Source organism: Pedobacter suwonensis (assembly GCF_007833675.1).
Classification (GTDB): Bacteria; Bacteroidota; Bacteroidia; order Sphingobacteriales; family Sphingobacteriaceae; genus Pedobacter; species Pedobacter suwonensis.
In genome coordinates this window covers 1,484,677-1,507,347 of sequence record NZ_CP031708.1, presented here as the reverse complement: position 1 = coordinate 1,507,347, position 22,671 = coordinate 1,484,677, and the positions used below count along the sequence as shown (strand labels likewise).

23 protein-coding genes are annotated in these 22,671 nt (G+C 38.3%); 9 read left to right on the top strand and 14 right to left on the bottom strand.

All coding sequences use genetic code 11. From position 1 onward, the window contains the following. Positions 1–77: 77 nt before the first annotated feature. From DV942_RS06110 to DV942_RS06075, 8 genes are all read right to left on the bottom strand, one after another. A complete protein-coding gene (locus DV942_RS06110; protein WP_145856115.1) occupies positions 78–452 on the bottom strand; it encodes a DUF4870 domain-containing protein in 375 nt (124 codons plus the stop codon). A 46-nt stretch (positions 453–498) separates the two neighbouring features. Further along, the gene (locus tag DV942_RS06105) at positions 499–1,200 is read right to left on the bottom strand and encodes an SDR family oxidoreductase (protein WP_145856113.1); all 702 of its coding nucleotides are present in this window, start codon (positions 1,198–1,200) and stop codon (positions 499–501) included. A gap of 183 nt (positions 1,201–1,383) precedes the next feature. Further along, the gene (locus DV942_RS06100) at positions 1,384–3,165 is read right to left on the bottom strand and encodes an aromatic amino acid hydroxylase (protein WP_145856111.1); all 1,782 of its coding nucleotides are present in this window, start codon (positions 3,163–3,165) and stop codon (positions 1,384–1,386) included. 676 nt (positions 3,166–3,841) lie between these two features. Next, entirely contained in the window at positions 3,842–4,351 is a 510-nt protein-coding gene (locus DV942_RS06095) for a GtrA family protein (RefSeq protein ID WP_145856109.1), read from the bottom strand. Positions 4,352–4,430: 79 nt separating this feature from the next. Next, complete coding sequence (locus DV942_RS06090; protein WP_145856106.1) at positions 4,431–5,120, bottom strand: CAP domain-containing protein; 690 nt, start codon at positions 5,118–5,120, stop codon at positions 4,431–4,433. Positions 5,121–5,293: 173 nt separating this feature from the next. After that, complete coding sequence (locus tag DV942_RS06085; RefSeq protein WP_145856104.1) at positions 5,294–6,058, bottom strand: SDR family oxidoreductase; 765 nt, start codon at positions 6,056–6,058, stop codon at positions 5,294–5,296. A gap of 85 nt (positions 6,059–6,143) precedes the next feature. Further along, positions 6,144–6,551, bottom strand: a complete 408-nt coding sequence (locus tag DV942_RS06080; protein WP_145856102.1) for a helix-turn-helix domain-containing protein — start codon at positions 6,549–6,551, stop codon at positions 6,144–6,146. Between the two features lie 335 nt (positions 6,552–6,886). Beyond that, positions 6,887–8,530 carry a glycine--tRNA ligase gene (locus DV942_RS06075; RefSeq protein WP_090988068.1) on the bottom strand — a complete coding sequence of 548 codons (1,644 nt, stop codon included), beginning with the start codon at positions 8,528–8,530 and terminating at the stop codon, positions 6,887–6,889. Between the two features lie 510 nt (positions 8,531–9,040). Between DV942_RS06075 and DV942_RS06070 the strand changes: the two genes are divergently transcribed. From DV942_RS06070 to DV942_RS06030, 9 genes are all read left to right on the top strand, one after another. Then, positions 9,041–9,961 carry a glycerophosphodiester phosphodiesterase family protein gene (locus tag DV942_RS06070; protein ID WP_145856100.1) on the top strand — a complete coding sequence of 307 codons (921 nt, stop codon included), beginning with the start codon at positions 9,041–9,043 and terminating at the stop codon, positions 9,959–9,961. A 103-nt stretch (positions 9,962–10,064) separates the two neighbouring features. Further along, on the top strand, positions 10,065–10,772 hold the full coding sequence (locus tag DV942_RS06065) for an ATP-binding cassette domain-containing protein (protein ID WP_145856099.1): 708 nt from the start codon (positions 10,065–10,067) through the stop codon (positions 10,770–10,772). Between the two features lie 4 nt (positions 10,773–10,776). Beyond that, on the top strand, positions 10,777–11,319 hold the full coding sequence (locus DV942_RS06060) for a hypothetical protein (protein WP_145856097.1): 543 nt from the start codon (positions 10,777–10,779) through the stop codon (positions 11,317–11,319). Between the two features lie 73 nt (positions 11,320–11,392). Continuing rightward, a complete protein-coding gene (gene gldF / locus DV942_RS06055; RefSeq protein ID WP_145856095.1) occupies positions 11,393–12,118 on the top strand; it encodes a gliding motility-associated ABC transporter permease subunit GldF in 726 nt (241 codons plus the stop codon). Next, positions 12,118–13,800 (top strand): gliding motility-associated ABC transporter substrate-binding protein GldG, encoded by a 1,683-nt coding sequence (gene gldG / locus DV942_RS06050; protein ID WP_145856093.1) that lies wholly within the window; start codon positions 12,118–12,120, stop codon positions 13,798–13,800. The genes gldF and gldG overlap by 1 nt, the downstream gene beginning before the upstream one ends. A 33-nt stretch (positions 13,801–13,833) precedes the next feature. After that, a complete protein-coding gene (gene dnaN / locus DV942_RS06045; protein ID WP_090988080.1) occupies positions 13,834–14,958 on the top strand; it encodes a DNA polymerase III subunit beta in 1,125 nt (374 codons plus the stop codon). A gap of 86 nt (positions 14,959–15,044) precedes the next feature. Next, entirely contained in the window at positions 15,045–15,722 is a 678-nt protein-coding gene (locus DV942_RS06040) for a DUF4397 domain-containing protein (protein WP_186462434.1), read from the top strand. Between the two features lie 57 nt (positions 15,723–15,779). Further along, a complete protein-coding gene (locus DV942_RS06035) occupies positions 15,780–16,481 on the top strand; it encodes a DUF4397 domain-containing protein (protein ID WP_145856089.1) in 702 nt (233 codons plus the stop codon). Between the two features lie 66 nt (positions 16,482–16,547). Next, positions 16,548–17,234 (top strand): DedA family protein, encoded by a 687-nt coding sequence (locus tag DV942_RS06030; protein ID WP_090988086.1) that lies wholly within the window; start codon positions 16,548–16,550, stop codon positions 17,232–17,234. Here the strand turns inward: DV942_RS06030 and DV942_RS06025 are convergent, their stop codons facing one another. The 6 genes from DV942_RS06025 to DV942_RS06000 all read right to left on the bottom strand — a co-directional run bounded on the left by DV942_RS06025 (position 17,235) and on the right by DV942_RS06000 (position 22,453). Continuing rightward, complete coding sequence (locus tag DV942_RS06025; RefSeq protein WP_145856087.1) at positions 17,235–18,191, bottom strand: zinc dependent phospholipase C family protein; 957 nt, start codon at positions 18,189–18,191, stop codon at positions 17,235–17,237. A 135-nt stretch (positions 18,192–18,326) separates the two neighbouring features. Then, complete coding sequence (locus tag DV942_RS06020) at positions 18,327–18,887, bottom strand: hypothetical protein (RefSeq protein WP_145856086.1); 561 nt, start codon at positions 18,885–18,887, stop codon at positions 18,327–18,329. 172 nt (positions 18,888–19,059) lie between these two features. Then, complete coding sequence (locus DV942_RS06015) at positions 19,060–19,419, bottom strand: endonuclease domain-containing protein (RefSeq protein ID WP_145856084.1); 360 nt, start codon at positions 19,417–19,419, stop codon at positions 19,060–19,062. Positions 19,420–20,348: 929 nt separating this feature from the next. After that, positions 20,349–20,858, bottom strand: coding sequence for an STM3941 family protein (locus DV942_RS06010; RefSeq protein WP_145856082.1), 510 nt, complete (start codon positions 20,856–20,858; stop codon positions 20,349–20,351). Positions 20,859–20,907: 49 nt separating this feature from the next. Beyond that, complete coding sequence (locus tag DV942_RS06005; RefSeq protein ID WP_145856080.1) at positions 20,908–21,939, bottom strand: Atu2307/SP_0267 family LLM class monooxygenase; 1,032 nt, start codon at positions 21,937–21,939, stop codon at positions 20,908–20,910. An 82-nt stretch (positions 21,940–22,021) separates the two neighbouring features. Beyond that, on the bottom strand, positions 22,022–22,453 hold the full coding sequence (locus DV942_RS06000; RefSeq protein ID WP_145856078.1) for a hypothetical protein: 432 nt from the start codon (positions 22,451–22,453) through the stop codon (positions 22,022–22,024). Between the last annotated feature and the right edge of the window lie 218 nt (positions 22,454–22,671).

The window sequence follows — 22,671 nt, the reverse complement described above, 5'->3', positions numbered from 1 at the left end:
TTAAAATGTTGAAAACCAGTTAAAACAAAAAAGTCCGGTTGCATTAACCCGGACTTAAATTAAATATTTAGCTTCGATTAAATATTTGGGAACATGGTTTGAGCTTTGTCGCCAATTAAAGGAATTGGTTTCTTTTCTCCCTGGATGGCGGCAATTAATCCGATTATCCACAATACGAAAAGTCCGATCTGAACGATACGCAGAATATAATAACTGCCTCCAAAGCCTGTTGAAAAAATTAATGGAATTAACAGTAGACTTAATGCCCAGCTCAATACGGTTGACACCAGATGGAACAACAGTGTTTGTTTTAAATGGTACCTGCTTAGTTCAGTCTGGTTGTCTTTATACATGGCAAAATAGGCAATTAACCAGCCAATAAACCAAAAGTAGCTTACTATTGCCGCATTCTTGCCGCTATCTGCTGTTTTAAAAGGAGAATTTGTTTCCATAGGTTTTTTAGTTTTTCGATATTGCAAATTACTAAAAAATATAAGATTACGGTGTGGTAACTGCTACAGGTAAAATTTTTCCATTAAAAAATTTATGCCCGGTTTTGGCAAAATCAGCAACATATTTTCCCATTTCAAAAGCCATCACAGGGCTTTGGTATCCGGGAAAAGCTGCTTCCAGCATTTCTGTCTGTGCAGATCCCAGGGCAAGGCAATTCACTTTGATTCCGGTTTCTGCCAATTCAAAAGCCAGACATTCTGTTAGGGTGTGTAAGGCTGCCTTACTAGCTGAATATGCTGAAAGTCCGGGGAATTTAACACTCCCTTGAAAACCACCCATACTGCCAATGTTTACAATGTGGCTTCCACTTTGCATTAAAGGCAAAATATTTTGTATCATTCTGAAATGGGAAATCACATTGCTCTGTAACATCTCGCCCAGATCAATTTCCGTAGTTTCTAAAAACGGTTTGTTGATTAGAGCTCCTGCATTGTTGATCAGGATATCTACCGTGCCTAAACGCTCTTTCAAAAAAGGAATCAGTGCGGCATAGTCATCGTTTACAATGTCAAACTCTACCGGTAAAAGGGTACAGTCGGGATTAATGCCGCGGGCAATCTCCAGCAGTTTACGCAGCTTATCTGCCGAACGGGCAATAGCAACAATCTTGTTTTCTTTCTGTAAGCTAAACTCTAAAGCGGTTTCGAAACCGATTCCGCTGCTGGCACCTGTAATTATAATGTTCATTAAGAAATGTTAAAAATTGTTGTAAAGTTAAAAGGTTCTTTGTCATAGTCCTCGTTTGTAACGAGGATTATTGAAACTGGCGATTTTATCGCCAATTAGTAATTAAAAAATACTTTTTAAATGGTGTTAATCACATTACCTGTGATTTTTACTTCATGCTTATCATAAAAGAATTGCTATAAATCAATCTTCCACAAGCAGCTGACTTACCGGATTTTTAATCACATGTAAACCATCATTGATTAATTTGGTGTGATCTGGTTCTTTACCGGCCTTAATTTCAAGGTAGACCTGGATTTCCTTTTCCAGCTGAGGATAAATCTCTTTATGGTAAATAATCTCCAGAATTTCCAGTGCGCAAAGCCAGTCTTGCCTGTGGCTTGTTTTTAGTTTAAAGAAGATTTCGCCAAGCTGATCCAGGTTTTCACCACTTTCCCTAATCGCCCTGACTGCCCGGTATAAACCATGCAGTTTTAGCGTTTTATCATCATAAGTAATATGATGCGTTTTTTCTTTACTGATTAAGGTAATCTCTTCATAAGCATCTTTATCTGCAGCGCCATTAAAAACAGATACGATTTTTTCCCCAACAGCCATGTCGTAAGTACCCCATTCTGGTTTAAATAATATATTTCCGTTACTTTCGGTAACCGTACAATCGTCAAAGGCAATTAAAAGGAGCTTATTGTTTTCTATAATCATATCTTTAACCGTACCCCTTACGCTGATGCCGCTTTCAAATGTTAATGCGGTTTTCTCACCTTTGATGATGTTCAGTGATTGTAGTTCCGGTAGACTGTAATCCTCTAATGGTTTTTCTGATCCCCTCAAACGGCCAACAGGTGATGAAAAGCCATCTGCGTGGTAATCTTTTCCATGTCCGGTAAGTTGTTTATTACTAAAGGCCAGTGAAGATGGTCCTGTAGTTTTAATAAAGGTTACTTCATCATTAGGGTTAATGCCCATATCGGTAAAAATCCCACTAACCTGTAAGCCGGAACTGTAAACAGCAGTGGCTACATTTTTACAGGCAATGGCTTTCATTATACTTTCAGCGCCACCTTTTCTAAAGGCCATGGTATTGGCAAAGGTTTCCAAAACATCAATCAGGTTTTGAAATGTTTCCGTTACAAAAAGCTGCGGTTGCGGCTTGGTAATATCGTAAGCATAGTTAACCGTATCAATATTGTACCAAAGTTTTTTTACATCATTTTTCATGCAGGTTGCACTTTCTCCAATAGATGAAAGTAAGCCGGCACCATAAATTTTCGGGTTTTCTAAAGTGCCAATCAAGCCATATTCAACTGTCCACCAGTGTAAGCGGCCCAGTAATGCCATTTCAGAGGGCTCGCCCATATTTTCGCTAATATAGCGCAGTTCCTTTTCTGCCCGGGCAATCTGTAATTCATCCGCATCTACCGCTTCTTTCAGAATGGATAATTTTCTGATGGCCTCGTAAAGCTCAAAATCTTTTGCCGAAAACATGGCTTTTGCACCAATAGAACCAAAATAACTTAAATAATTGTTGTAATCGGTATCGGCGATAATGGGTGCATGGCCGGCACTTTCGTGTATAATATCTGGTGCCGGGGTGTATTCGATGTGGTTAATCTGGCGGATATCGGCAGCAATTACCAATACCCGATAGGCCTGGTATTCCATAAAAGCTGCGGGTGGAATAAATCCATCAACCGTTACGGCACCCCAGCCAATCTTACCCAGATTATCATTCATCGTTTGCAGATCAGGAATGTATTCGATGCTCAAACCGGCTCGTTGTAAGCCTTTTATATAAGGGTAATAAGCTACATTTTTAAGATAACTATAATTTTGGCGCATTACGTACCGCCATACGGCCTGGTCTACAGGTGTGTATTTCTCGTAATTTTGTGCAACAATAAACTGCTTTAAGTGATTGGGCAATTTAGCTACCTGCGCATTATTAAAATCATTAAAATGGCTCATGCTTTGTTTATGAAATAAGTTGGTCGGCAGCTAAGTTAGGATGTTGTTTTTATCTTAACAAGAAAGCAGCTGCATAAATTAACAGGTTAAGGTAATAAAGGTTTTCTGGTGACTAAAATGAGGGATTGATGATTTGGAAAGGTGCTGTAGCGTTTTATCTGGAAGCTCCGGCCGGGCTGTTCGCTATATCTCCAATGAAACCTGTGAAACAACCAAGTACTCCAAAAAAAGACAAAAAATAGTGCTTAAATCGGAAGATGTCGCTTCCATCCCGTTTATTTACAGGTGCTTATGCATATGAAACCGGGTTTCTCTGCGATTAGCTATAAAACGAAAATAGCCGTACTATCATGCCTACCTAAACCCGACTGGTGCATAAAGCCCGGAGCGAGGCACGAGTGAGGACTTGAAGCGAAGGCGGGACTGAAGAAACCCAAATGCTTGTGCAACTGCTTTTCAAAAAGAGTAAATAGATTGATGATTTGGAAAGGTGCTATAGTAATTTATCGGTAGGCTCCGGCCGGGCTGTTCACAATATCCCCGATGAAAAAATCGGAGGATGTCGCTTCCATCCCGTTTAGTTACGAAGGCCTGTGCTTATCCCCTGAGCTTTATTTTTTGGCAACATTAATTCCGTGCTTTCTGCGCTTCCGTGGCCAATAATTGCTGCGGTTGATTAATCCTGCTTGCCTGTTTTATCTCCGATTTTCTTCACACTGAAAGTGAAATAATGTTGATACAGGTAACTGAAAAGAGCCATTGATACTGAAACAAGTATTCTTGATAAAATGGATAAAGTTGGATAATCTCTTAAAAGTTCCAATAAAAATTTCAGAAAAACATAAGTGGCCAGTATATTGATAAACTGAAGATTCAAAAACCTGAAAAGCTGCACCCTTCCTTTTAATTCGCTATGTGTAAATATAACGTATTTGTTGAGCAAAAAGCTGGTTGGAATGGCAACAACGTAGTCTATTAATAATGAGGCAGTTTCTCTTTGAAGCACAAATGTCCCAAAATTTACTTCCTCTGTTTTAAAAATAACAAAATAGGCAAAATAATAACTCAGGATACCCAGTAGCAAGGTGCCGCCGCCAGTGGCCATATACCTGAAATTATGGAGGGAAATAAACTTTTTAAAAGGGGGGTAAAAAAAATCAATTATGGCTAAAATTGCTTTGCGCATTACTTAAATTATTCGTTATTATTTTTAGGCGCAATTTACAATTAAATTTTTATTGCCCGGGTAAAAGATCATTGATGTGTTACTCCTCCTCAACATCAGCAGAGGGTAGGGCCACAAAATCAATTACTGCACACCATGTGTAAGACGGATGGGGCTGGATACTTATACCAACAGTATTTAGTTTGTATTTCTGATCGATCAGGGTGAACCGGTGACCAAGGGAAGGTACGCCACAATCCAACAATAAATGACATACTATGTCCAAACTGTTTGAGAAACCAAAGTCGATATTTTCGCTCATGGCTTTGTTTGGGAAATATTTGGATATACGCTTCGAAAACCGATCCCCGTTGCTGCTTTCATGTGTGCTGAGGTTGTTTCGGTTAAGATCCTGCGCATGACTACGGCTCAAATCAGTCAATTTACCGTTGGGGTAAAATACCGGTAGATTTTTTATGCCCTTCAAGTGCTTTAATAAAGAGGTATAATAACTGTTGTTGCGGGCAATCCGCAGTTGGTTGAAATTTCTATATTGCTTTACCTTAGCGTTATAGTTGTTAATGTAATCTTCTAAAAAAGTACAATAAAACTTTTCGCCATCAATGCGGATCAGGTTCATATACATCACTACATTTTTTTCCTCGTTAGTTAAATAATTAGCATTTACTGCGGTATTGGCCCTTCGGAACTCGGCATCTGTCCACTTTTGGGCATTTACGCCGGTAACGAAGAATAAGGATAAAAGAATAGGTAAAATTATTTTACGCATCAGATGGTTTTCATGAATAACGCCGTTTGATGCAGATTATTTTCTGATGAGGGATTTGAAGCAATGTTCGGCCTTTACAAGCTATATCGAAAAAATAACCACCAAGACACCAGTTCACAAAAGTTAATTTCTGTGTGGTCTTTTTGCCTCGGTGGTTAAAAATAGCGAAAAGTCTATAAAAACATACCGCCTGATGCTTCAATACGCTGGGCGTTAATCCATCTTGCCTCTTCGGTACATAGAAATGCAACTACACCCCCAATATCATCTGGCAAGCCCACACGGCCTAAAGCAGTGTTGGCGGCGATTGCGGCATTAATCTGATCATTGTCCCGTACCATTCCACCACCAAAATCAGTTTCAATTGCACCAGGAGCCACAACGTTCGATCTGATTCCTCTTGCACCTAACTCTTTGGCCTGGTATCTGGTTAAGGTTTCTATCGCACCTTTCATAGCAGCATAAGCGGCATAGCCCGGGGTTGCAAAACGAGCCAGTCCCGATGAAATATTAATGATTCCACTGCCATCATTTAATAAGGGCAAGGCTTTCTGGGTTAAAAAGAAAGCGCCTTTGTAATGGATATTTACCAGGGCATCAAATTGTTCCTCCGTAGTATCAGCAAATGAAGCGTGGATGCCAATCCCTGCATTATTGATCAGGAAGTCGAATTTTTCGGCATTGAAGACAGATTTTAATACACTTTTAGCCTCACTGAAAAAAGCGTCAAAAGTTTTGGCATCGCCAACATTTAACTGAATTGCTGCTGCCGGTACACCCAGTGCTTTAATTTCGTTTACGGTAGCATCTGCTTCCTCTTTTTTAGATTGATAGGTTAAAATTACACCGATTCCTTTTAAGGCGATTTTTATGGCTGCGTTTTTTCCCAATCCACGGCTACCGCCGGTTACCAGGGCAATTTTATTTTGTGTTTCCATTTTCTTTTTATTTGTTAACAAAATTAGATGGAAATCGGCTGCAAAAATGGTGACAGCTTAAGTAAAAATGGTGACTGTTTAAGTTTTATGTGGTGGCGATTTCCTTACTGGTAGCTAAAGATTCGAAATAAGCCTCGCGATACTGTTTTGGCGTCTGGCCAGCGAAGTGTTTAAAAAATTTGGTAAAGTTAGATGGATCGTAAGTTAATATCCTGGCAATTTCGGCAATAGGCATGCTTACATGATGTAACATCGATTTGGATATTTCCATTAAGCGCTCTTCGAAAAAATAACAGGGCGAGTGCCCGGTAGCGGCTTTTATGGTATTGCTTAAATGTGTAGGGTGAACATGAATAAGCTCAGCAAAATCTCTTACCTCAAACATTTCTGTGGCACGGCCAGATACAATGTCGTCAAGGTGTTTGTCTAATTCTTTTAAATAATCTGCCGCAATTTCATGTCGACGGGCAAAAAACTTCTGTGGAATTTTCATATCAATGCTGTTGATCGCTAAACAAATATATCATTCCTTTAAGTGATTTATTCAATATTGGTGTAAGTAGAATGAATTTAGTCAACTGCTAATAAAAAGGTATAGAGCTTTTTCACATGTTTTTCCCGCTCGTATAATAGTTATAAACAGCTCAACCAGTTTACTTCGAATAAAAAAAGTCGCAGGGGTAAAACCTGCGACTGAATAAAATGATCGTCATCTCGACCGAAGCATCGCGGAGTGGAGAGATCTATTCAATGCAGATCTAGCTTCGCGGCGTACTTACTTGGTTCTCGGCTTTGTTGAACTCCGTTTTATATGACGAATTTATACTTTTAAGCCAACAATGCCTTCCAGCTGGTTGCTTTACCAATAATACCAGTTAAATCGGCAATGGCTACACGTTCCTGCTCCATGCTATCGCGGTGGCGAATCGTAACCGTATTGTCTTCTAAACTCTGGTGGTCAACTGTGATACAGAAAGGCGTACCTACTGCATCCTGACGGCGGTAACGTTTACCAATGGCATCTTTCTCTTCGTAAATACAGTTGAAATCGAATTTCAGTTCATCCATAATTTCGCGTGCTTTTTCCGGTAAACCGTCTTTTTTGGTCAATGGGAAAATAGCTACTTTGTATGGTGCCAAAGCAGGGTGTAAACGCAATAAAGTACGGCTGTCTTGCTTATCTTCAGTGCTTAAATCCTGCTCTTCAAACGCATTGATCATCGTTAACAAGAACATACGGTCTAAACCGATAGACGTTTCGATTACATATGGGATATAATTGCCGTAAGGTTTACCATCTTCATTTAAATCATTATCGAAATACTGCATTTTTTTGCCGGAGTATTCCTGGTGCTGCTTCAAATCGAAATCTGTACGACTGTGGATACCCTCAACTTCTTTAAACCCGAATGGGAATTCGAATTCAATATCGGTAGCGGCATTGGCATAGTGCGCCAGTTTAACGTGGTCGTGGTAACGGTATTTTTCTGGGTTTACGCCTAAAGCCTTATGCCATTTTAAACGTGCTTCTTTCCAGTATTCGAACCATTTTTTGTCTTCACCCGGGCGAACAAAAAACTGCATTTCCATTTGTTCAAACTCACGCATACGCATAATAAACTGGCGGGCAATTACCTCATTTCTGAAAGCTTTACCAATCTGCGCAATACCGAAAGGAATTTTCATCCTGCCTGACTTCTGAACATTCAAAAAGTTTACAAAAATTCCCTGGGCGGTTTCCGGACGAAGATAAACCTCATCACTGCCTTCGGCCATAGCACCAAATTGGGTGCTGAACATCAGGTTAAACTGACGCACGTCGGTCCAGTTTGAAGTTTTAGAAATCGGGCAGATTACTTTATAGTTTACGATTAGATCTTTTAACTGTGCTAGGTTTTCAGATTTAAGTGCAAGGTTCATTTCTACTTCAAGCGCCAAACCCTTTCTAACAAATCTCCAGCTGGCCTCATCAACAAATGGATATTTTGTATTATCTAAAATCGTTTCTTCATCTTTAAAACCAGGGATCCAGGCAGCTTGTCCTTCGTCACTTAAACCCAATATCTCCTGTTGAAACGATTCAAATTTGGCTTTGTTTTCCGCACTGAAGCTGGCTAATTCCGAATATAGTTCATCAATTTTGTTTTCCAGTAACTGATCGGCGCGGTAACGTTTTTTCGAATCTTTATTGTCAATCATCGGATCGTTAAAGCCGTCCACGTGTCCGCTGGCCTTCCAAACCTTTGGGTGCATAAAAATTGCAGAGTCAATCCCTACAATGTTCTCGTGCATTTGCACCATGGCTTTCCACCAATAGGTTTTTATGTTGTTTTTTAACTCGGCACCCAATTGGCCGTAATCATAAACAGCACTTAAGCCATCATATATTTCGCTGCTCTGAAATACGAAACCGTATTCTTTAGCATGTGATATTACATTTTTAAATTGTTCGTCGTTATTCTTTTGAGCCATAATGCAGCAAAGATAATAAAAAGGCGGAGGGTTTAAAGGTATAAGGTTGAAGGTTTTTGATCCAACGCAAAGGCAATGCTATCGTTGTGTTGGTTTAATCACTATCAGAATTCTTCCCGCATCTTTTTAAAGAATCAGATGCTTGGCCAATCAGCTCATATTTTCTTAAATCATTTATATGGTTTAGGCATTTTGAAAAGCAGGGTCAGTGCTAATGGGTTTCAGATGCCCTGTTTTCTGCTTTATTTCTGTTGATGAAAAATCGGGATCGTGTCCGCTGCAATCAGGTTTAGATGGCCAATTTGTGGCCATAATTTTTTAAATATTAATTACAAAAGGATAGTTATCATCAAATGCAATGCTAATTTTATCAATGGGTTAGAGGGTAATCCAATTAACCGATTTCAACAATTAACCCATTAACCCTTTAATAGCTATTCATTTAACCCAGTAGATATTTAACATGCTATTTTACCGCTTCTATCTTTCATTTTTTCCTACTTTTGAATCATGAAATTCCATCATTTGTTATTACTGGTTATTGTTATACTGTTTACCTCATGCACGCCAAAGGAGAAAAAGCATCACTATATTAAATTCAATACCATTACGGAGTTATATCAATTATTGAAGTGGACGCCAGAGAACCGTTTTCCGCTAATTAGCGCGCACCGCGGAGGGCCAATGCCAGGTTATCCCGAAAACTGCATCGAAACATTCGATAATGCCACTACTTATAATCCGGTCGTAATCGAATTTGATATTGCTTACAGTAAAGATTCCGTAATGGTGATTATGCACGATGATCTGCTCGACCGTACTTCTACAGGGAAAGGGCCGATTGGCAGTTATACTCATGAAGAGCTGAAAGCCTTTAACCTTAAAGATAATGAAGGCAAAGAAACAAAATTTAAAATTCCCACTTTAGATAGCGTACTCAGCTGGAGCAAAGGAAAAGTGCTCTTGACTATTGATTTGAAAAAAGGCGTTTCTTATGCAAAAGTGATTGAAAAAGTTAGGCAGTATAAAGCGGAAAGTAACTCCATTATCATCACCTACACAGCAGATCAGGCAAAGGAGGTGCATCAGTTGGCGCCAGAATTAATGATTTCGGCATCTGTTCAGAAAAAAGCAGAATTGAAACGGTTAAATGGACTGGGGATCCCGAATAACCGCATTGTAGCTTTTGTCGGTGTTTCCGCACCAGACAAAGAATTATATCAATACTTACACAATAAAGGCATTACTACTATTTTAGGTACCATGGGTAATATTGATAAAAGTGCCATAGCCAGTCCGGTAAAAAATATTTATTATCATTTGGTTAATAATGGTGCAGATATATTATCTGGCGATAATTTGCCGCAGGCAGCAGAAGAGCTGGATAAGTTCAGGTATAATAAAAAGTTAAGTTCAGCGCATATTAATTAGTTTGTTCGTCATTATAAGATTGCTTTGTCGTTCCTCCCGCAATGACGATATTTCTTAATTTAACTTCAATAACTTGTAGAAAATTTGATTTTAAACATGCAAAATGAGTATTTCAGTTAAAAATCTTTCTAAACATTACGATAAGCAAAAAGCAGTAGATGCGATTAGTTTTGAAGCTAGGCCGGGACGTATTCTTGGCTTTTTAGGACCAAATGGCGCTGGTAAATCGACCACGATGCGTATGCTTACCGGTTATCTGGAACCTACATCAGGCGAGGCTGAAATTGCTGGTAAAAGCATTTTTTCTGATGCCATTGAAGCCAAGAAGCACATTGGCTACCTTCCTGAAAATACGCCTCTTTATCCCGATATGTATGTAAAGGAATTTTTAAGTTTTGTTGGACAGACCTATAAAATTGTCAATTTACCTGCCCGGATTGATGAAGTTGTTAAAATGGTGGGGTTAACGCCAGAGCAGCATAAAAAGATAGGGATGTTATCGAAAGGGTATCGCCAAAGGGTAGGCCTGGCCCAGGCGATCATCCATAACCCGTCGGTTCTAATTTTAGATGAACCTACTTCCGGATTAGATCCTAACCAGCTTGTGGATATCAGGCAGCTTATCAAAACGCTTGGTACAGCTAAAACGGTTGTGATTTCTACCCACATTATGCAAGAGGTTGAAGCCATTTGTGATGATATTATTATTATGAACAAAGGTAAAATGGTAGCAAACGATTCGTTAGAGGGACTTAAAAAAATGCACCAACAACAATCATTAGAAGATATTTTCAGAAAACTTACCGCTTAAATTCATGCGTAGCATCAACATCATAACCATACTTATTGGCTTTTTATTCTTAAGCCCATCATTTTTAAAGGCTCAAAATAACGCCAGCATTGGTATTGCGGCAGAAATTGGTTTACCATCAGGCAATTTCTCTAACCTATCCGGTATTGGCCTGGGCGTTTCGGTAAAAGCTGATCTGCCGGTTGCAGAAAATCTCGCAGTAACATTAAATGCAGGTTTTATGAATTTCTTTGGCAAAAGAAATCAATTGTTTAATGTACAGGATTTAACCTATATTCCTGCAAAAGCCGGATTAAAATATCAGTTGAGCGAAAGCTTTTATGCAGAAGGTCAACTGGGTGCCGCACTGCCTTTAAATAACGAACAAAAAAAACTGTTCATTTGGTCGCCTGGCATTGGTAACCAGTTTAAATTATCAGGAGGTAATAAACTCGATCTTGGCATCAGATACGAAGGCTGGACGGGTAAAAGCGATATTTTTGGCCTTAGTAAAACCAATACCAAAGGGTTTGTAGGCATTAGGTTTGCCTATTTATTTAGCATCTAAGTAAAGTTGAGCGATGTTGCCCCGGATAGCCTAACGAAAAAATATTTCTTAACTTCGGTATTTAAATTTAACTATGTACGCAGTTTTTAAACGCGAGTTATTCAGTTTTTTAAGTTCGATGGTGGCTTACATCACCATTGGCATTTTTCTGTTGGTTTCTGGCCTGTTACTTTGGTTTTTTCCTGATACTTCGATACTCGATTATGGTTATGCCGAACTCGATGGCTTTTTTAGTTTAGTGCCTTATCTTTTTATGTTTCTCATTCCGGCCATTACGATGCGCGCTTTTGCTGAAGAAAGGAAAGAGGGCACTTTTGAACTTTTAATTACCCGCCCCATCCACATTTGGCAGATCGTTGTGGCAAAATATTTAGCGAGCCTGGTTTTGGTGTTATTTGCCCTGATCCCAACCTTAATTTATTATTATAGTATTTCAAAGCTGGGTTTTCCTGAAGGAAATATCGATTCGGGATCGGTTATTGGCTCATACATTGGCCTGTTTTTATTAGGCGCTGCCTTTACATCAATGGGGATTTTCTCCTCTGCATTAACTAAAAATCAGGTTATTGCCTTTGTAATCAGCGCGGCCTTATGTGCATTCGCTTTTTTAGGCTTTGATTATAGCAGTCAGCTGGCTGCATTTCAAAGTATCGGGAATATCATTAGGAATTTAGGGATCAATCAACATTATACTTCGATAAGCCGTGGTGTTTTAGATACCAGGGATCTGATTTACTTTATTACGTTTTCCGTTCTGTTTTTATTAATCACTAAATTGATGATAGGAGGGAAAAGGTAATGAAACTAAAGCATAAATGGGGTAACTTCATCATCGTTATAGCGGCATTGATCATTTTAATTGTAGGTCAATACGCTTTTTATCGTTTTGATTTTACGGCCGATAAACGTTTCACACTAAGCGAAAAAACAAAAGCCTTGCTGGAGGATAACGAAAAGCCGGTAATGATTACCGTTTTTTTAGCCGGAGAACTGCCACCCGCGTTTAAGCGTCTCCAGGCTGCAGTTTCTGATATCTTATCTGACTATCAAGCCTATGCCAAAAAAGACGTAAAGGTGGTTTTTGTCGACCCCTTAGCCGGTCTTAACCAGGCCGATCAGGATACGGTGATCAATAATTTGTATGAAAGAGGCATAGAAGCCACCAATTTAAGTGTTAAAACAGAAAGTGGCTTAACGCAGAAGCTTGTATTTCCGATGGCCATGATGGAAAGCGGAGGTAAGGAATTCCCGATTAAACTTTTCCAGAATTTAGATACCCGGGGGAATTATGAAGACAATATCAACCGTGCGATTGAAAATCTGGAATATATATTTACTTCAGGTTTAAAAAAGGTGATATTGGGTGATAACCCCAGGATTGGGTTCTCTGAGTCAAATGGTGAGCTTTCTGATCTGCAGCTGGCAGATGCGATCCATACCCTGTCAAACAGTTATTTGGTGGGCCGTATCGATTTAAATAGTATCGACAAAGCAGGACTGGATAAATTGAAAATGCTCATCATAGCCAAGCCCAGGAAACCTTTTACTGAAGCGGAGAAATACAAAATCAACTATTTTGTAATGAATGGCGGGCGGGTGTTGTGGAGTATCGATCAGGTAAATGCCGAACTGGATAGTTTGCGTGGTAAAAGCGGGCAAATGGCCATTAATAACAACCTTAACCTGGACGATATGCTATTTATGTATGGCTCAAGGGTTAATTATAATATCATAGCTGATCCTGCGAACAGTGCCGAAATTCCGGTCTCAACGGGAGTGGTAGGTGGACAAAACCAGATGCAGCTGGTTCCATGGATTTATTACCCGATTTTATTGCCCGATACGGCTGAAAGTGTGGTGAAGAAGCTGGATGGAGTAAAATCTGAATTTCCGAGCACGGTAGATACGATCGGAGTTAAAGGAGTAAAGAAATCGTACATTTTAAGTACTTCTCCTTATAACAAAGTATTTAATGTGCCGAAGCTGTTCAGCTTGCAAATGTTAAGCGAGCAGTTGGATCCACGTTCTTTTCAAAGTAAACCACAGCATGTTGGTTTGATGTTGGAAGGTAATTTTCCGTCTGTTTTTGCCGGGCGCCCCTTACCCGCAACGATTAAGCAACCCTATACCTCAGCCAGTGTAGGAAAACCCGCTAAAATGATTGTGATAGGCGACGGCGATATCTTTAAAAACCAGGTATCTGAACAGAACGGATCACCCTTCCCCCTGGGTTTTGACCGATATTCGCAGCGCACCTTTGGTAATAAAGCCTTGTTACTTAACATCGTTGATTATTTTACGGATAATGATAACTTAATTGCGCTGCGGAATAAAGAAGTAAAAATCAGATTACTGGATAAAGCCAAAATTAAGCTTGAAAAAACGAAATGGCAATTTATAAATGTTCTGGCGCCATTGCTATTGTTAATATTCTTTGCGATTTTTCAACATTATTACCGCAAATACAAGTACGCTAAATAATTTTTATATTTTTGAAGAATACTAAATAATATCATGAGATTTATTGTATCCACATCAACGCTGTTAAAACACTTACAAACCGTAAATGGTGCATCAAGCAGCAGTACGGTTTTGCCTATATTAGAAAATTTTCTCTTCGAAATTAAAGATGGAAACTTAACGATCTCTGCTACCGATCTGCAAACCAGTATGACAACCGCTTTGGCTGTAGAATCAAAGGAAGAAGGTAAAGTAGCCGTTCCGTCTAAAATTTTATTAGATACGTTAAAAACGTTACCAGATCAACCGATTGCATTTAATATTGATGATAGTACCTTTGCCATTGAGATCAGTGCGGGTGATGGTAAATATAAATTAAGTGGTGAAAATGGCGATGACTTTCCGAAGATTCCCGTAGTTGAAAATGCATCTTCTGTAAATTTACCCGCATCGGTTTTAACCGAAGCCATTACCAAAACTATTTTTGCGGTAAGTAACGATGAGCTGCGCCCGGCAATGACAGGGGTATTTTGTCAGCTGTCTCCTCAGCACATCACTTTTGTGGCCACCGATGCACATAAACTGGTAAGATACCGCCGTATGGATAGCAAAGCTGATAAAGCCACCTCATTTATTCTTCCCAAAAAAGCTTTAACACTTTTGAAAGCTGCCTTGCCTTCAACTGATATAAATGTATCAGTAGATTATAATGCTACAAGTGCTTTCTTCAAGTTCGAAAATATAAACTTAGTGTGTCGTTTAATAGACGAGCGCTATCCAGATTATGAGGCAGTTATTCCAACCAATAATCCTAATAAACTGGTTATTGACAGGGGCTTGTTTTTAAATACGCTCCGTAGGGTTGTAATTTTTGCCAACAAAACGACGCATCAGGTAAGGTTAAAAATCAGCGGAAGCGAATTAAATATTTCTTCCGAGGATTTGGATTTTGCGAACGAGGCACATGAACGCTTAAGTTGCCAATATGATGGTGAAGACCTTGAAATTGGCTTTAATGCCCGTTTTCTAATTGAAATGTTGAGCAATTTAAGTGGTGATGAGGTTACTTTAGAACTTTCTACTCCGAACAGGGCAGGGCTTTTAATTCCGCAAACCAATGACGAAAATGAAGACGTTCTAATGTTGGTAATGCCGGTGATGCTGAATAACAGTTATTAAAAAAAAACTAGTTTATTAGTTTTAATAAGGAAATGGCTTGGTTTTTGACCGAGCCATTTTTGTTTTATATCAACCAACCAAAACCAATGAAAATCTATAACCAACGCTCTACAGTATTGATTTTGCTCATTGCTGTTTGCAGCATAAGTCTATCATCATGCAAAAAGGATAATCCGGCTGAAGTAGCAAAGGGGCAAGCCAAGTTAAAAATGGTTAATGCTTCGACTGCCGATGTTCATCAGGATTTCTATCTCGATAATGAAAAACTCACCACTTCGGCTCTGGCTTTTGGTGAAACCAGTGATTATGTGAAAATTCCTTCAGGTAATAGAAGTGTTTCTTACACGGGAACGAATAGTACGGCTACAGATACTTCGCTAAACTTTACGCCATCTATTACCTATACTGCTTTTTTGGTTACCAATAAAAAAGGTGAACTGGAAATTGTCAATTATGAAGATAACCTGAGCAATACAGAATCAACCAAAGCAAAGATTAAATTAATAAATCTTACCCCTGCTTTTGCCACAGGGATAAATGTGACGGTACAGGGCGGCACACAATTTGTTAATGGCCTGGCTTTTAAAGAAGCATCGAATTATTTTACGGTTGATCCTGAAGTAAACCTGAGGTATTCAGTGGTTGGTTCAGGCAGTATCAAAACCATTGATGCCAAAAGCCTGGAGGCAGGGAAAATTTATACCATTTGGTTTAGTGGTGCTGCCGCTGCAACTTTGACGGCACATATCATTACCGATAATTAATTTCGCAGTTTTTGCGCTTTCTGCTATCTTTACGTTTTAGTAGCATTGGTAATTTATATGAAAAATACAGTATTGTTTTCCAGAATATTCTTTCTTGTGGTGTGCGTCTTTTTAATTAGCTCCTGCATCAAAAACAATAATTTCATTAAAGGTGATGCTAAAATCCGCTTTTTTCAGGCAGCTTCTACCGATACCACTCAAAATTTTTATTTAAACGGCAGGCAGATCGGCGCTTCTGTAGCTTATAATAGCAATACAAGTTATGTAGTTATACCTGGCGATTCTATTATTAATATCACAAGCAAAAATATTGGAACTGGCGTAGATGCGGCATCTCTGACAGAACAAAAATTTAAAATCGGTCAAAATTATTCGGTTTTTTATCTGAAAGAAGCAATTGATAAGCCTGCAAAGTTGAAAGTTTATCAGGATGATGTAAAGCCCGACCTGGATTCCGCTAAGCTGACATTTTTAAATCTGGGTTATACACTAGGTTCTAAAGTAGTAATTACAGATAGTACAAATACAGCTAAACCAATTGAATCGTTACTTGGCTATGGTGAAACCAAAACTTTTAAGGTAAAGGTTAATAAGGTAATGAAGTATGCGTTTAAGTTAGCTAACCCCACCGCAACAAATCCACCGCCTTCGGTAACCCGTCTAGATTCGCTTACGATTAATAGGGGAAGGGTTTATCTGATTTTATTTGATGGTGATAAAAAGGGAGAACTTAAAAATCGCATCATTTCGGCAAACTAATTATTTATTAAAATTTAAAGCATATTATTCTTTTACTATGCTTACTTTTGCCCAAAATCAAATAAATTGGAATTACTACAGCAGCTTTTAGATTTTATTCTCCACATTGATGTTCATTTGGCACAGATTGTTAACGAATATCGTACCTGGACTTATCTTATTTTATTCCTGATCATTTTTGCCGAAACCGGTTTTGTGGTAACTCCATTCCTTCCTGGTGATTCTTTGCTTTTTGCCATGGGTGCTTTAATTGCGGGCGAACATGAAACAGGTTTAAATATCTGGATTATGCTCCTGATATTAATTGTAGCTGCGATTCTAGGAAATACCGTTAATTATAAATTAGGAAGCGTTTTGGGGGCGGGAGTATTTAAAGAAAAAAACAAAATTTTAAAACTCAAATATTACCATCAATCTCACGAATTTTTCGAAAAACATGGCGGTAAAGCCATTATGCTGAGCCGTTTTTTACCAATTTTCAGGACAATTGCTCCTTTTGTTGCCGGTATAGCTAAAATGCCTTTCGGCCGCTTTACCTATTACAATATTATTGGTGGGGTTGCCTGGATTTTTGCCCTGTTAATCGGTGGTTATCTGTTGGGACAGATTCCGGCAATTAAAAATAACTTCGAATTGGTTATCATCTTTATTGCGGTAGTTACATTTGTTCCTGCCATTTGGGCTGCTATCAGAAGTCGCTTACAGCCTAAAAAGGTGGAAAAAATGATTGAAGGAGAGGAGCCGAACGCTTAACTAAAGTTCTCTTCCGATCAGTATTCCTTTTTGATATTGCTTCTCAATCTCTTTTTCTGCGCTTTGTTCATCAGGCAATAGTTCGGTTTTGATCAGGTTTTTAAGTACTGGCTGTCCGGCATCTACCCAGGCAGAGTACCAAAACGAACCTGTGGTTAATATGGAAGCACGCATTTGTTTTTCGACCATATTGTTCATCTTATTGTGATAGGCTTTTGCATATTCTCTGGAGTATTGTTTAAGTACGGTATGGTTTCGTTCTGAAAAGCTATACTTTTCGCTAGCGGGAAATGATGCATTTAAAGTTGCTTCAAAGCTAAGTACCGTATCAACCAAACCATGGGTATGTTTAAGTACTTTCCAGATTTCCTGCAATGGGTTTTCGATATAATGAGCCCGGCCTACCACAAAATTGTATTGAGTTGAAAATAATTCGGGCAAACGGCTTTCCCAAAAGGCATGGATGCCTACCTGGTTGGTGAGTTGCCCGTTATGGTTGGCGGTAGTGTGTAAGGGTACATGTGCATCGGCAATGTAATGCCCCAGATCTGCAGAATATTTTAGGATTTTTATCGAGTCACGCGTTTTGAAGGCTTTAACTAAACCATAATAGCTTCGCTGTATCTGCCATGGAACGATACCATCAGTATTCAGCTTTTTCAGTCCGTATTTAGCCAGGGCATCATCCCACTTTTCCGGAATGCTATCAATGTTTTGTTCATAGTTCTCCACATCAAGGTAATGCCGTGGCGCTTCCAGGGTATCCGCATATCTGCGTTTGTCGGCATCAACGGCATGTTCGGTAATGTATTTAATATTCTTTTTATAGAAACCGATCATTTCTGCCGGTAAAGTAAAGACAGCAAGGTTGTTTATCCTTTGGTGTGCAAAGAAGCCCCAGGAGGTACAAAGAAATATAGGGATGATTAACGCGGCTAAAATCGTTAATCTTTTCATACTCAAATATAAAAAAAAGAATTTAATTTGTTTTTTATGTTATCAAAATAGATATCAGCTATATTATTTGAAATAGGCTTTTAAACATTAAGATTCTTGAAAAAGAAATGGCTTTCCGAGATTGAATACGAATATTTAAGGATTTCCACGTCGCATTACATGAATAATATACCTCCATTCATCATCTATCAAGGTATCTTTCGCTGTTGATTTTAGTGGCAAATTTTCCGGAGCATTCCAAACAAGGCTTTCGTAAATATCAGAATTGTTTTTCTCATCAAAACTATGTCCCACAGACATCTCAATCATTCCGTTTCTGTTTATGCTAAAACCGGTAATTTTACCTCTTTTTATAGCATAAAAAGCACTATCGAGTTTAGGTAAAATAAATTCAGGGACATTATTGAAGTTAATCTCTTTTTGGATAAAATGGTTTTCCTTCTCATCATCATGTAAAAAGGCAAACTCTTCAATCTCTTCGGGGTGATCAACTTGAGCTTTCCTAAAATTAATGATTGTATCCATGTGTTCAACCACAAGATTGTTTAGTTTTTTGTATGCAGTTAAGTCATTAATTACAGCCTGATCAAAATTGGCTTGTTGCATTATTTCAATCTGTTTGGTTTTGCTTTTACATGAAGCAAAACCAAACACCAGAATAGTTAGGGATACGATTAACTTATTTTTGATTTTCATTTGGGAGGGTTACTTTTAGATCTGTATTTAATGATCAATTATGTTTAAAATTATCAATTTAAGTTAATAAATAAAATCGGGAAAAATGTGTTAAGATTTGTAATTGGGGGCTACTAGTTGTATCTACTGGATAAATTAGCTCCCCTCCTTATCAAGGAGGGGTTGGGGGTGGTTATTTGTTTTTGAAATGCTTTCTAATCTCTTCACAAACCAGCTCTTCAGATTCAAAAACGTCAATATTGTCAAACCGGATCATCCTAATTCCTTTGCTCTCTAAAAAATCAGTTCTTTCCTTGTCATATATTTCCGCTGAATAATCATCATGACTGCTTCCATCAACTTCAATAGCTAATTTTTCAGAGGGGCAGTAAAAATCTAAAATATAATTTCCAACACTATGTTGTCTCCTGAATTTTCTGCCGTCAAGTTTTGAGTTTTGGAGGTACCTCCACATGGTCGCCTCAGCTGGGGTGAGGTTATTTCTCAATTCCCTTCTTTTTTCTTTTAGATACTTGAGATTATGGATTACCATAGTTCAATATAAATATTTTTAAATTAATTTTATTCAGTTTACCACCCCTTACCCCTCCTAAAATAGGAGGGGATTAGGAACTGCTTTGGCCAAATTGGTTGGGAGTGTTAAGGTTTGTAGTTGGAGGGACTGGCTATGTTTCTGTATGATGAAGTAGTTCTTCTCTCGGTTAACATTATTTGCCAGGTGGCTGTATTAATTTTTTAACTGTTTCGAAATTTATTTTATTCAGTTTACCACCCCTTACCCCTCCTAAAATAGGAGGGGAGTAGGAACTGCTTTGGCCAAATTGGTTGGGAATGTTAAGGTTTGTAGTTGGGAGACACTGGCTATGTTTCTGTATGATGAATTAGTTATTTTCTTGATCAGATGTATGTACTGTTTAATTTTTGGTATGCATTTTCTGTATGTAATTTACTGGGTGAGTCAGCTCCCCTCCTTGATAAGGAGGGGCCGGGGGTGGTCAAAGTAAGTTTAGAGTGCTTAAGTTTGTAATCAGTAGGCGCTGGCTATATTTTTATTAGATGAAGTAGTTCTTCTCTCGGTTAACATTATTTTCCAGGTGGCTGTATTAATTTTTTAACTGTTCGAAATTTATTTTATTCAGTTTACCACCCCTTACACCTCCTAAAATAGAAGGTGAGTAGGAATTGCTTTGGCCAAATTGGTTGGGAATGTTAAGGTTTGTAGTTGGGAGACACTGGCTATGTTTCTGTATGATGAATTAGTTATTTTCTTGATCAGATGTATGTACTGTTTAATTTTTGGTATGCATTTTCTGTATGTAATTTACTGGGTGAGTCAGCTCCCCTCCTTATCAAGGAGGGGCTGGGGGGGTATTTGTTTTTAAAATGGCTTCTAATCGCTTCACAAACCAGCTCTTCAGATTCGACTTTAATCACGTAAAGTAAGTTTAAGTGCTTTGATTTTTAAGCAGAATGCAGTTTCCACTGCTGCAAAATTGACATTAGCTCGGCCTTTTTAATGTCTAGCACATCCGCATCTATCCATAATAAATATGGTTTTGAACTGAACATATCATTGAGGTATGAGATTAAGGAAACATAATCTTTAATTGCTGTGGTTTTGTATTGAGCAGGGTTACTTACATTTACTAAAATTGAATTGGTTCTGTAAAAGCCTGTATGAAAATCTTCAATTTCGTTCCATGGAATGCTTACAGTTTGTACAAGTGTAAAATTTATTAATCCCTCCTTACTCAGCTTTAAAGCTACCTCTCCCTTTATCGACTTTTTTAACTGTAAAATTCGTTCAGAAAGAATAACTAAAAGCAGAATTATGCCTGCAAGGCATATTATTTTAGCTGGCAAATAAGTGTGAAAAAGTAAAAATATAGAAGCCCCTAAACCTAGCACACATAAAAGAATACTAATGATGATATTGCTTTTTTTAAAACTAATTTCAGCAGTATCTTTCATTTTTAATCTGCTAAGTTTAGTGAGGATATTCTACTGCTAATCATCAGCTTTATCTGTTCAGCGCTTTTCTCACTTCCGGGGCAATTTTTGTCCCAAAAATTTCTATTGACTTCATCATTGCGTTATGAGATGGTCCGCCAACATCCATATGTGCAGAGAAACGGGTTAAACCAAAGGTTTCTTCCATGGCGAGAATTTTATCTACCGATTCATTTGCATCGCCAATAATTAGCGCTCCGCTACTGCCTCGGCCGCCATCAAACTGTTTGCGTTGGTAAGGTGCCCAACCACGCGACCGGCCAATGCGGTTCATCTGTGCTGAATAAAGCGGGTAATAATAATCTGCAATTTCATTACTGTTTTCGCCAAATAGCGAATGCATATGCACGCCCACTTCAAACTTGTTCATATCATGCCCATAGGCCTGATAAACTTTTTTGTAATAATCAAAAAGTGGTTTAAACTGTATGGGCTGGCCTCCGATAATGGCAAACATTACGGGTAGTCCCAATCTGCCGGCACGTTCTACTGATTCTGGCGTTCCACCAACGGCTACCCAAATCTTTAAATTGTTATTTACCGCTCTTGGTAAAACTTCCTGGTTATTCAATTCTGGCCTGAATTTACCTTTCCAGCTGATTTTAGGTTCCTTGTTTATTTTAAGAAGCAATTCGAGCTTTTCTTCATAAAGTTCATCATAATCTTGCAGGTTATAGCCGAATAGCGGAAAAGATTCAATAAAACTTCCACGACCAGCCATTAATTCGGCTCTTCCGTTTGAAATTAAATCGATGGTTGCAAAGTTTTGGTATAATTTAACCGGATCAGATGAACTCAAAACGGAAACGGCACTGCTTAATTTGATATTTTTGGTTACCGTAGCTGCAGCGGCGAGTATAATTTCTGGACTGGATACTGCATAATCAGGGCGATGATGTTCGCCAATGCCGTAGAAATCCAAACCAACTTCGTCCATTAGTTTTATTTCTGCTATAATTTCCTGAAGCCTTTGCTGTGCGGGTTGAATTTCTCCTTTGGCATTGATCTGCAAATCGCCAAACATTCCGATACCTAATTCCATATTGTTAAATAATTTTAACAAAAGTAAGGTGTTTGTGTTTGTCGCTTTTTGATGTATGGTAAGAAAAAAGTTGAATTGAATATTAAACGGTCAATTTGCCCAAAGCATTTAAAATGGTTTCGAGCTCTTGATTGGGATAATCAAAATTTGTGGATTCTATCTTAAATTTTTTTCCATTTTCCAAAACGATATTGAGGTAAGAATAGCTTCTGCGTCCAAACGACTCTTCAAATGCTTTTATAAGCTTAACTTCACTCCATTTAAAGGTTCCCTGGTTTAGTAAGGTGATTTCATTCTCATCCGCAATAATGGCGTATTCATCCTGCCTGGCGATTAGGTTTTTAAAGTAGAAAATAAAGAATATAGTTAATATGGACATTGAAATTATAGCTGATTGAACATAACTCAGATCAAACATAAATATTGGTGCAACAAAGAACAATGGAAAAATGCTGAAGATATAAATCATCATAAATATGTTTCCATTATCTTTAACTTTGATCGATTTAACCATATCCAACAATATTTATTGCAACTTCAAAGAACTCAATCCACTATAAACTTCATCAATTACTTTGCTTGTTTTCAAAAAATCCAGGATTCCATCGTGTGAGAATCTTCGCAGGTTTAAGCCATTAAGGAACATAAGATCAATATCAACTTATACCCAAAAAGATTCTGAAACGAGTTCAGAATGACGTATCGAAATTGCCAACTGCTAATTAAAAACTG

Bases quoted from the DNA above. Each gene is read 5' to 3' on its own strand.
- DV942_RS06020 (WP_145856086.1), bottom strand. From the start codon at position 18,887: ATGAAAATCAAAAATAAGTTAATCGTATCCCTAACTATTCTGGTGTTT.
- DV942_RS06025 (WP_145856087.1), bottom strand. From the start codon at position 18,191: ATGAAAAGATTAACGATTTTAGCCGCGTTAATCATCCCTATATTTCTT.
- gldG (WP_145856093.1), top strand. From the start codon at position 12,118: ATGAAACTAAAGCATAAATGGGGTAACTTCATCATCGTTATAGCGGCA.
- DV942_RS06105 (WP_145856113.1), bottom strand. From the start codon at position 1,200: ATGAACATTATAATTACAGGTGCCAGCAGCGGAATCGGTTTCGAAACC.
- DV942_RS06010 (WP_145856082.1), bottom strand. From the start codon at position 20,858: ATGAAAGATACTGCTGAAATTAGTTTTAAAAAAAGCAATATCATCATT.
- DV942_RS06095 (WP_145856109.1), bottom strand. From the start codon at position 4,351: ATGCGCAAAGCAATTTTAGCCATAATTGATTTTTTTTACCCCCCTTTT.
- DV942_RS06070 (WP_145856100.1), top strand. From the start codon at position 9,041: ATGAAATTCCATCATTTGTTATTACTGGTTATTGTTATACTGTTTACC.
- DV942_RS06090 (WP_145856106.1), bottom strand. From the start codon at position 5,120: ATGCGTAAAATAATTTTACCTATTCTTTTATCCTTATTCTTCGTTACC.
- DV942_RS06015 (WP_145856084.1), bottom strand. From the start codon at position 19,419: ATGGTAATCCATAATCTCAAGTATCTAAAAGAAAAAAGAAGGGAATTG.
- DV942_RS06100 (WP_145856111.1), bottom strand. From the start codon at position 3,165: ATGAGCCATTTTAATGATTTTAATAATGCGCAGGTAGCTAAATTGCCC.
- dnaN (WP_090988080.1), top strand. From the start codon at position 13,834: ATGAGATTTATTGTATCCACATCAACGCTGTTAAAACACTTACAAACC.
- DV942_RS06040 (WP_186462434.1), top strand. From the start codon at position 15,045: ATGAAAATCTATAACCAACGCTCTACAGTATTGATTTTGCTCATTGCT.
- DV942_RS06085 (WP_145856104.1), bottom strand. From the start codon at position 6,058: ATGGAAACACAAAATAAAATTGCCCTGGTAACCGGCGGTAGCCGTGGA.
- gldF (WP_145856095.1), top strand. From the start codon at position 11,393: ATGTACGCAGTTTTTAAACGCGAGTTATTCAGTTTTTTAAGTTCGATG.
- DV942_RS06005 (WP_145856080.1), bottom strand. From the start codon at position 21,939: ATGGAATTAGGTATCGGAATGTTTGGCGATTTGCAGATCAATGCCAAA.
- DV942_RS06080 (WP_145856102.1), bottom strand. From the start codon at position 6,551: ATGAAAATTCCACAGAAGTTTTTTGCCCGTCGACATGAAATTGCGGCA.
- DV942_RS06060 (WP_145856097.1), top strand. From the start codon at position 10,777: ATGCGTAGCATCAACATCATAACCATACTTATTGGCTTTTTATTCTTA.
- DV942_RS06110 (WP_145856115.1), bottom strand. From the start codon at position 452: ATGGAAACAAATTCTCCTTTTAAAACAGCAGATAGCGGCAAGAATGCG.
- DV942_RS06075 (WP_090988068.1), bottom strand. From the start codon at position 8,530: ATGGCTCAAAAGAATAACGACGAACAATTTAAAAATGTAATATCACAT.
- DV942_RS06000 (WP_145856078.1), bottom strand. From the start codon at position 22,453: ATGGTTAAATCGATCAAAGTTAAAGATAATGGAAACATATTTATGATG.
- DV942_RS06035 (WP_145856089.1), top strand. From the start codon at position 15,780: ATGAAAAATACAGTATTGTTTTCCAGAATATTCTTTCTTGTGGTGTGC.
- DV942_RS06065 (WP_145856099.1), top strand. From the start codon at position 10,065: ATGAGTATTTCAGTTAAAAATCTTTCTAAACATTACGATAAGCAAAAA.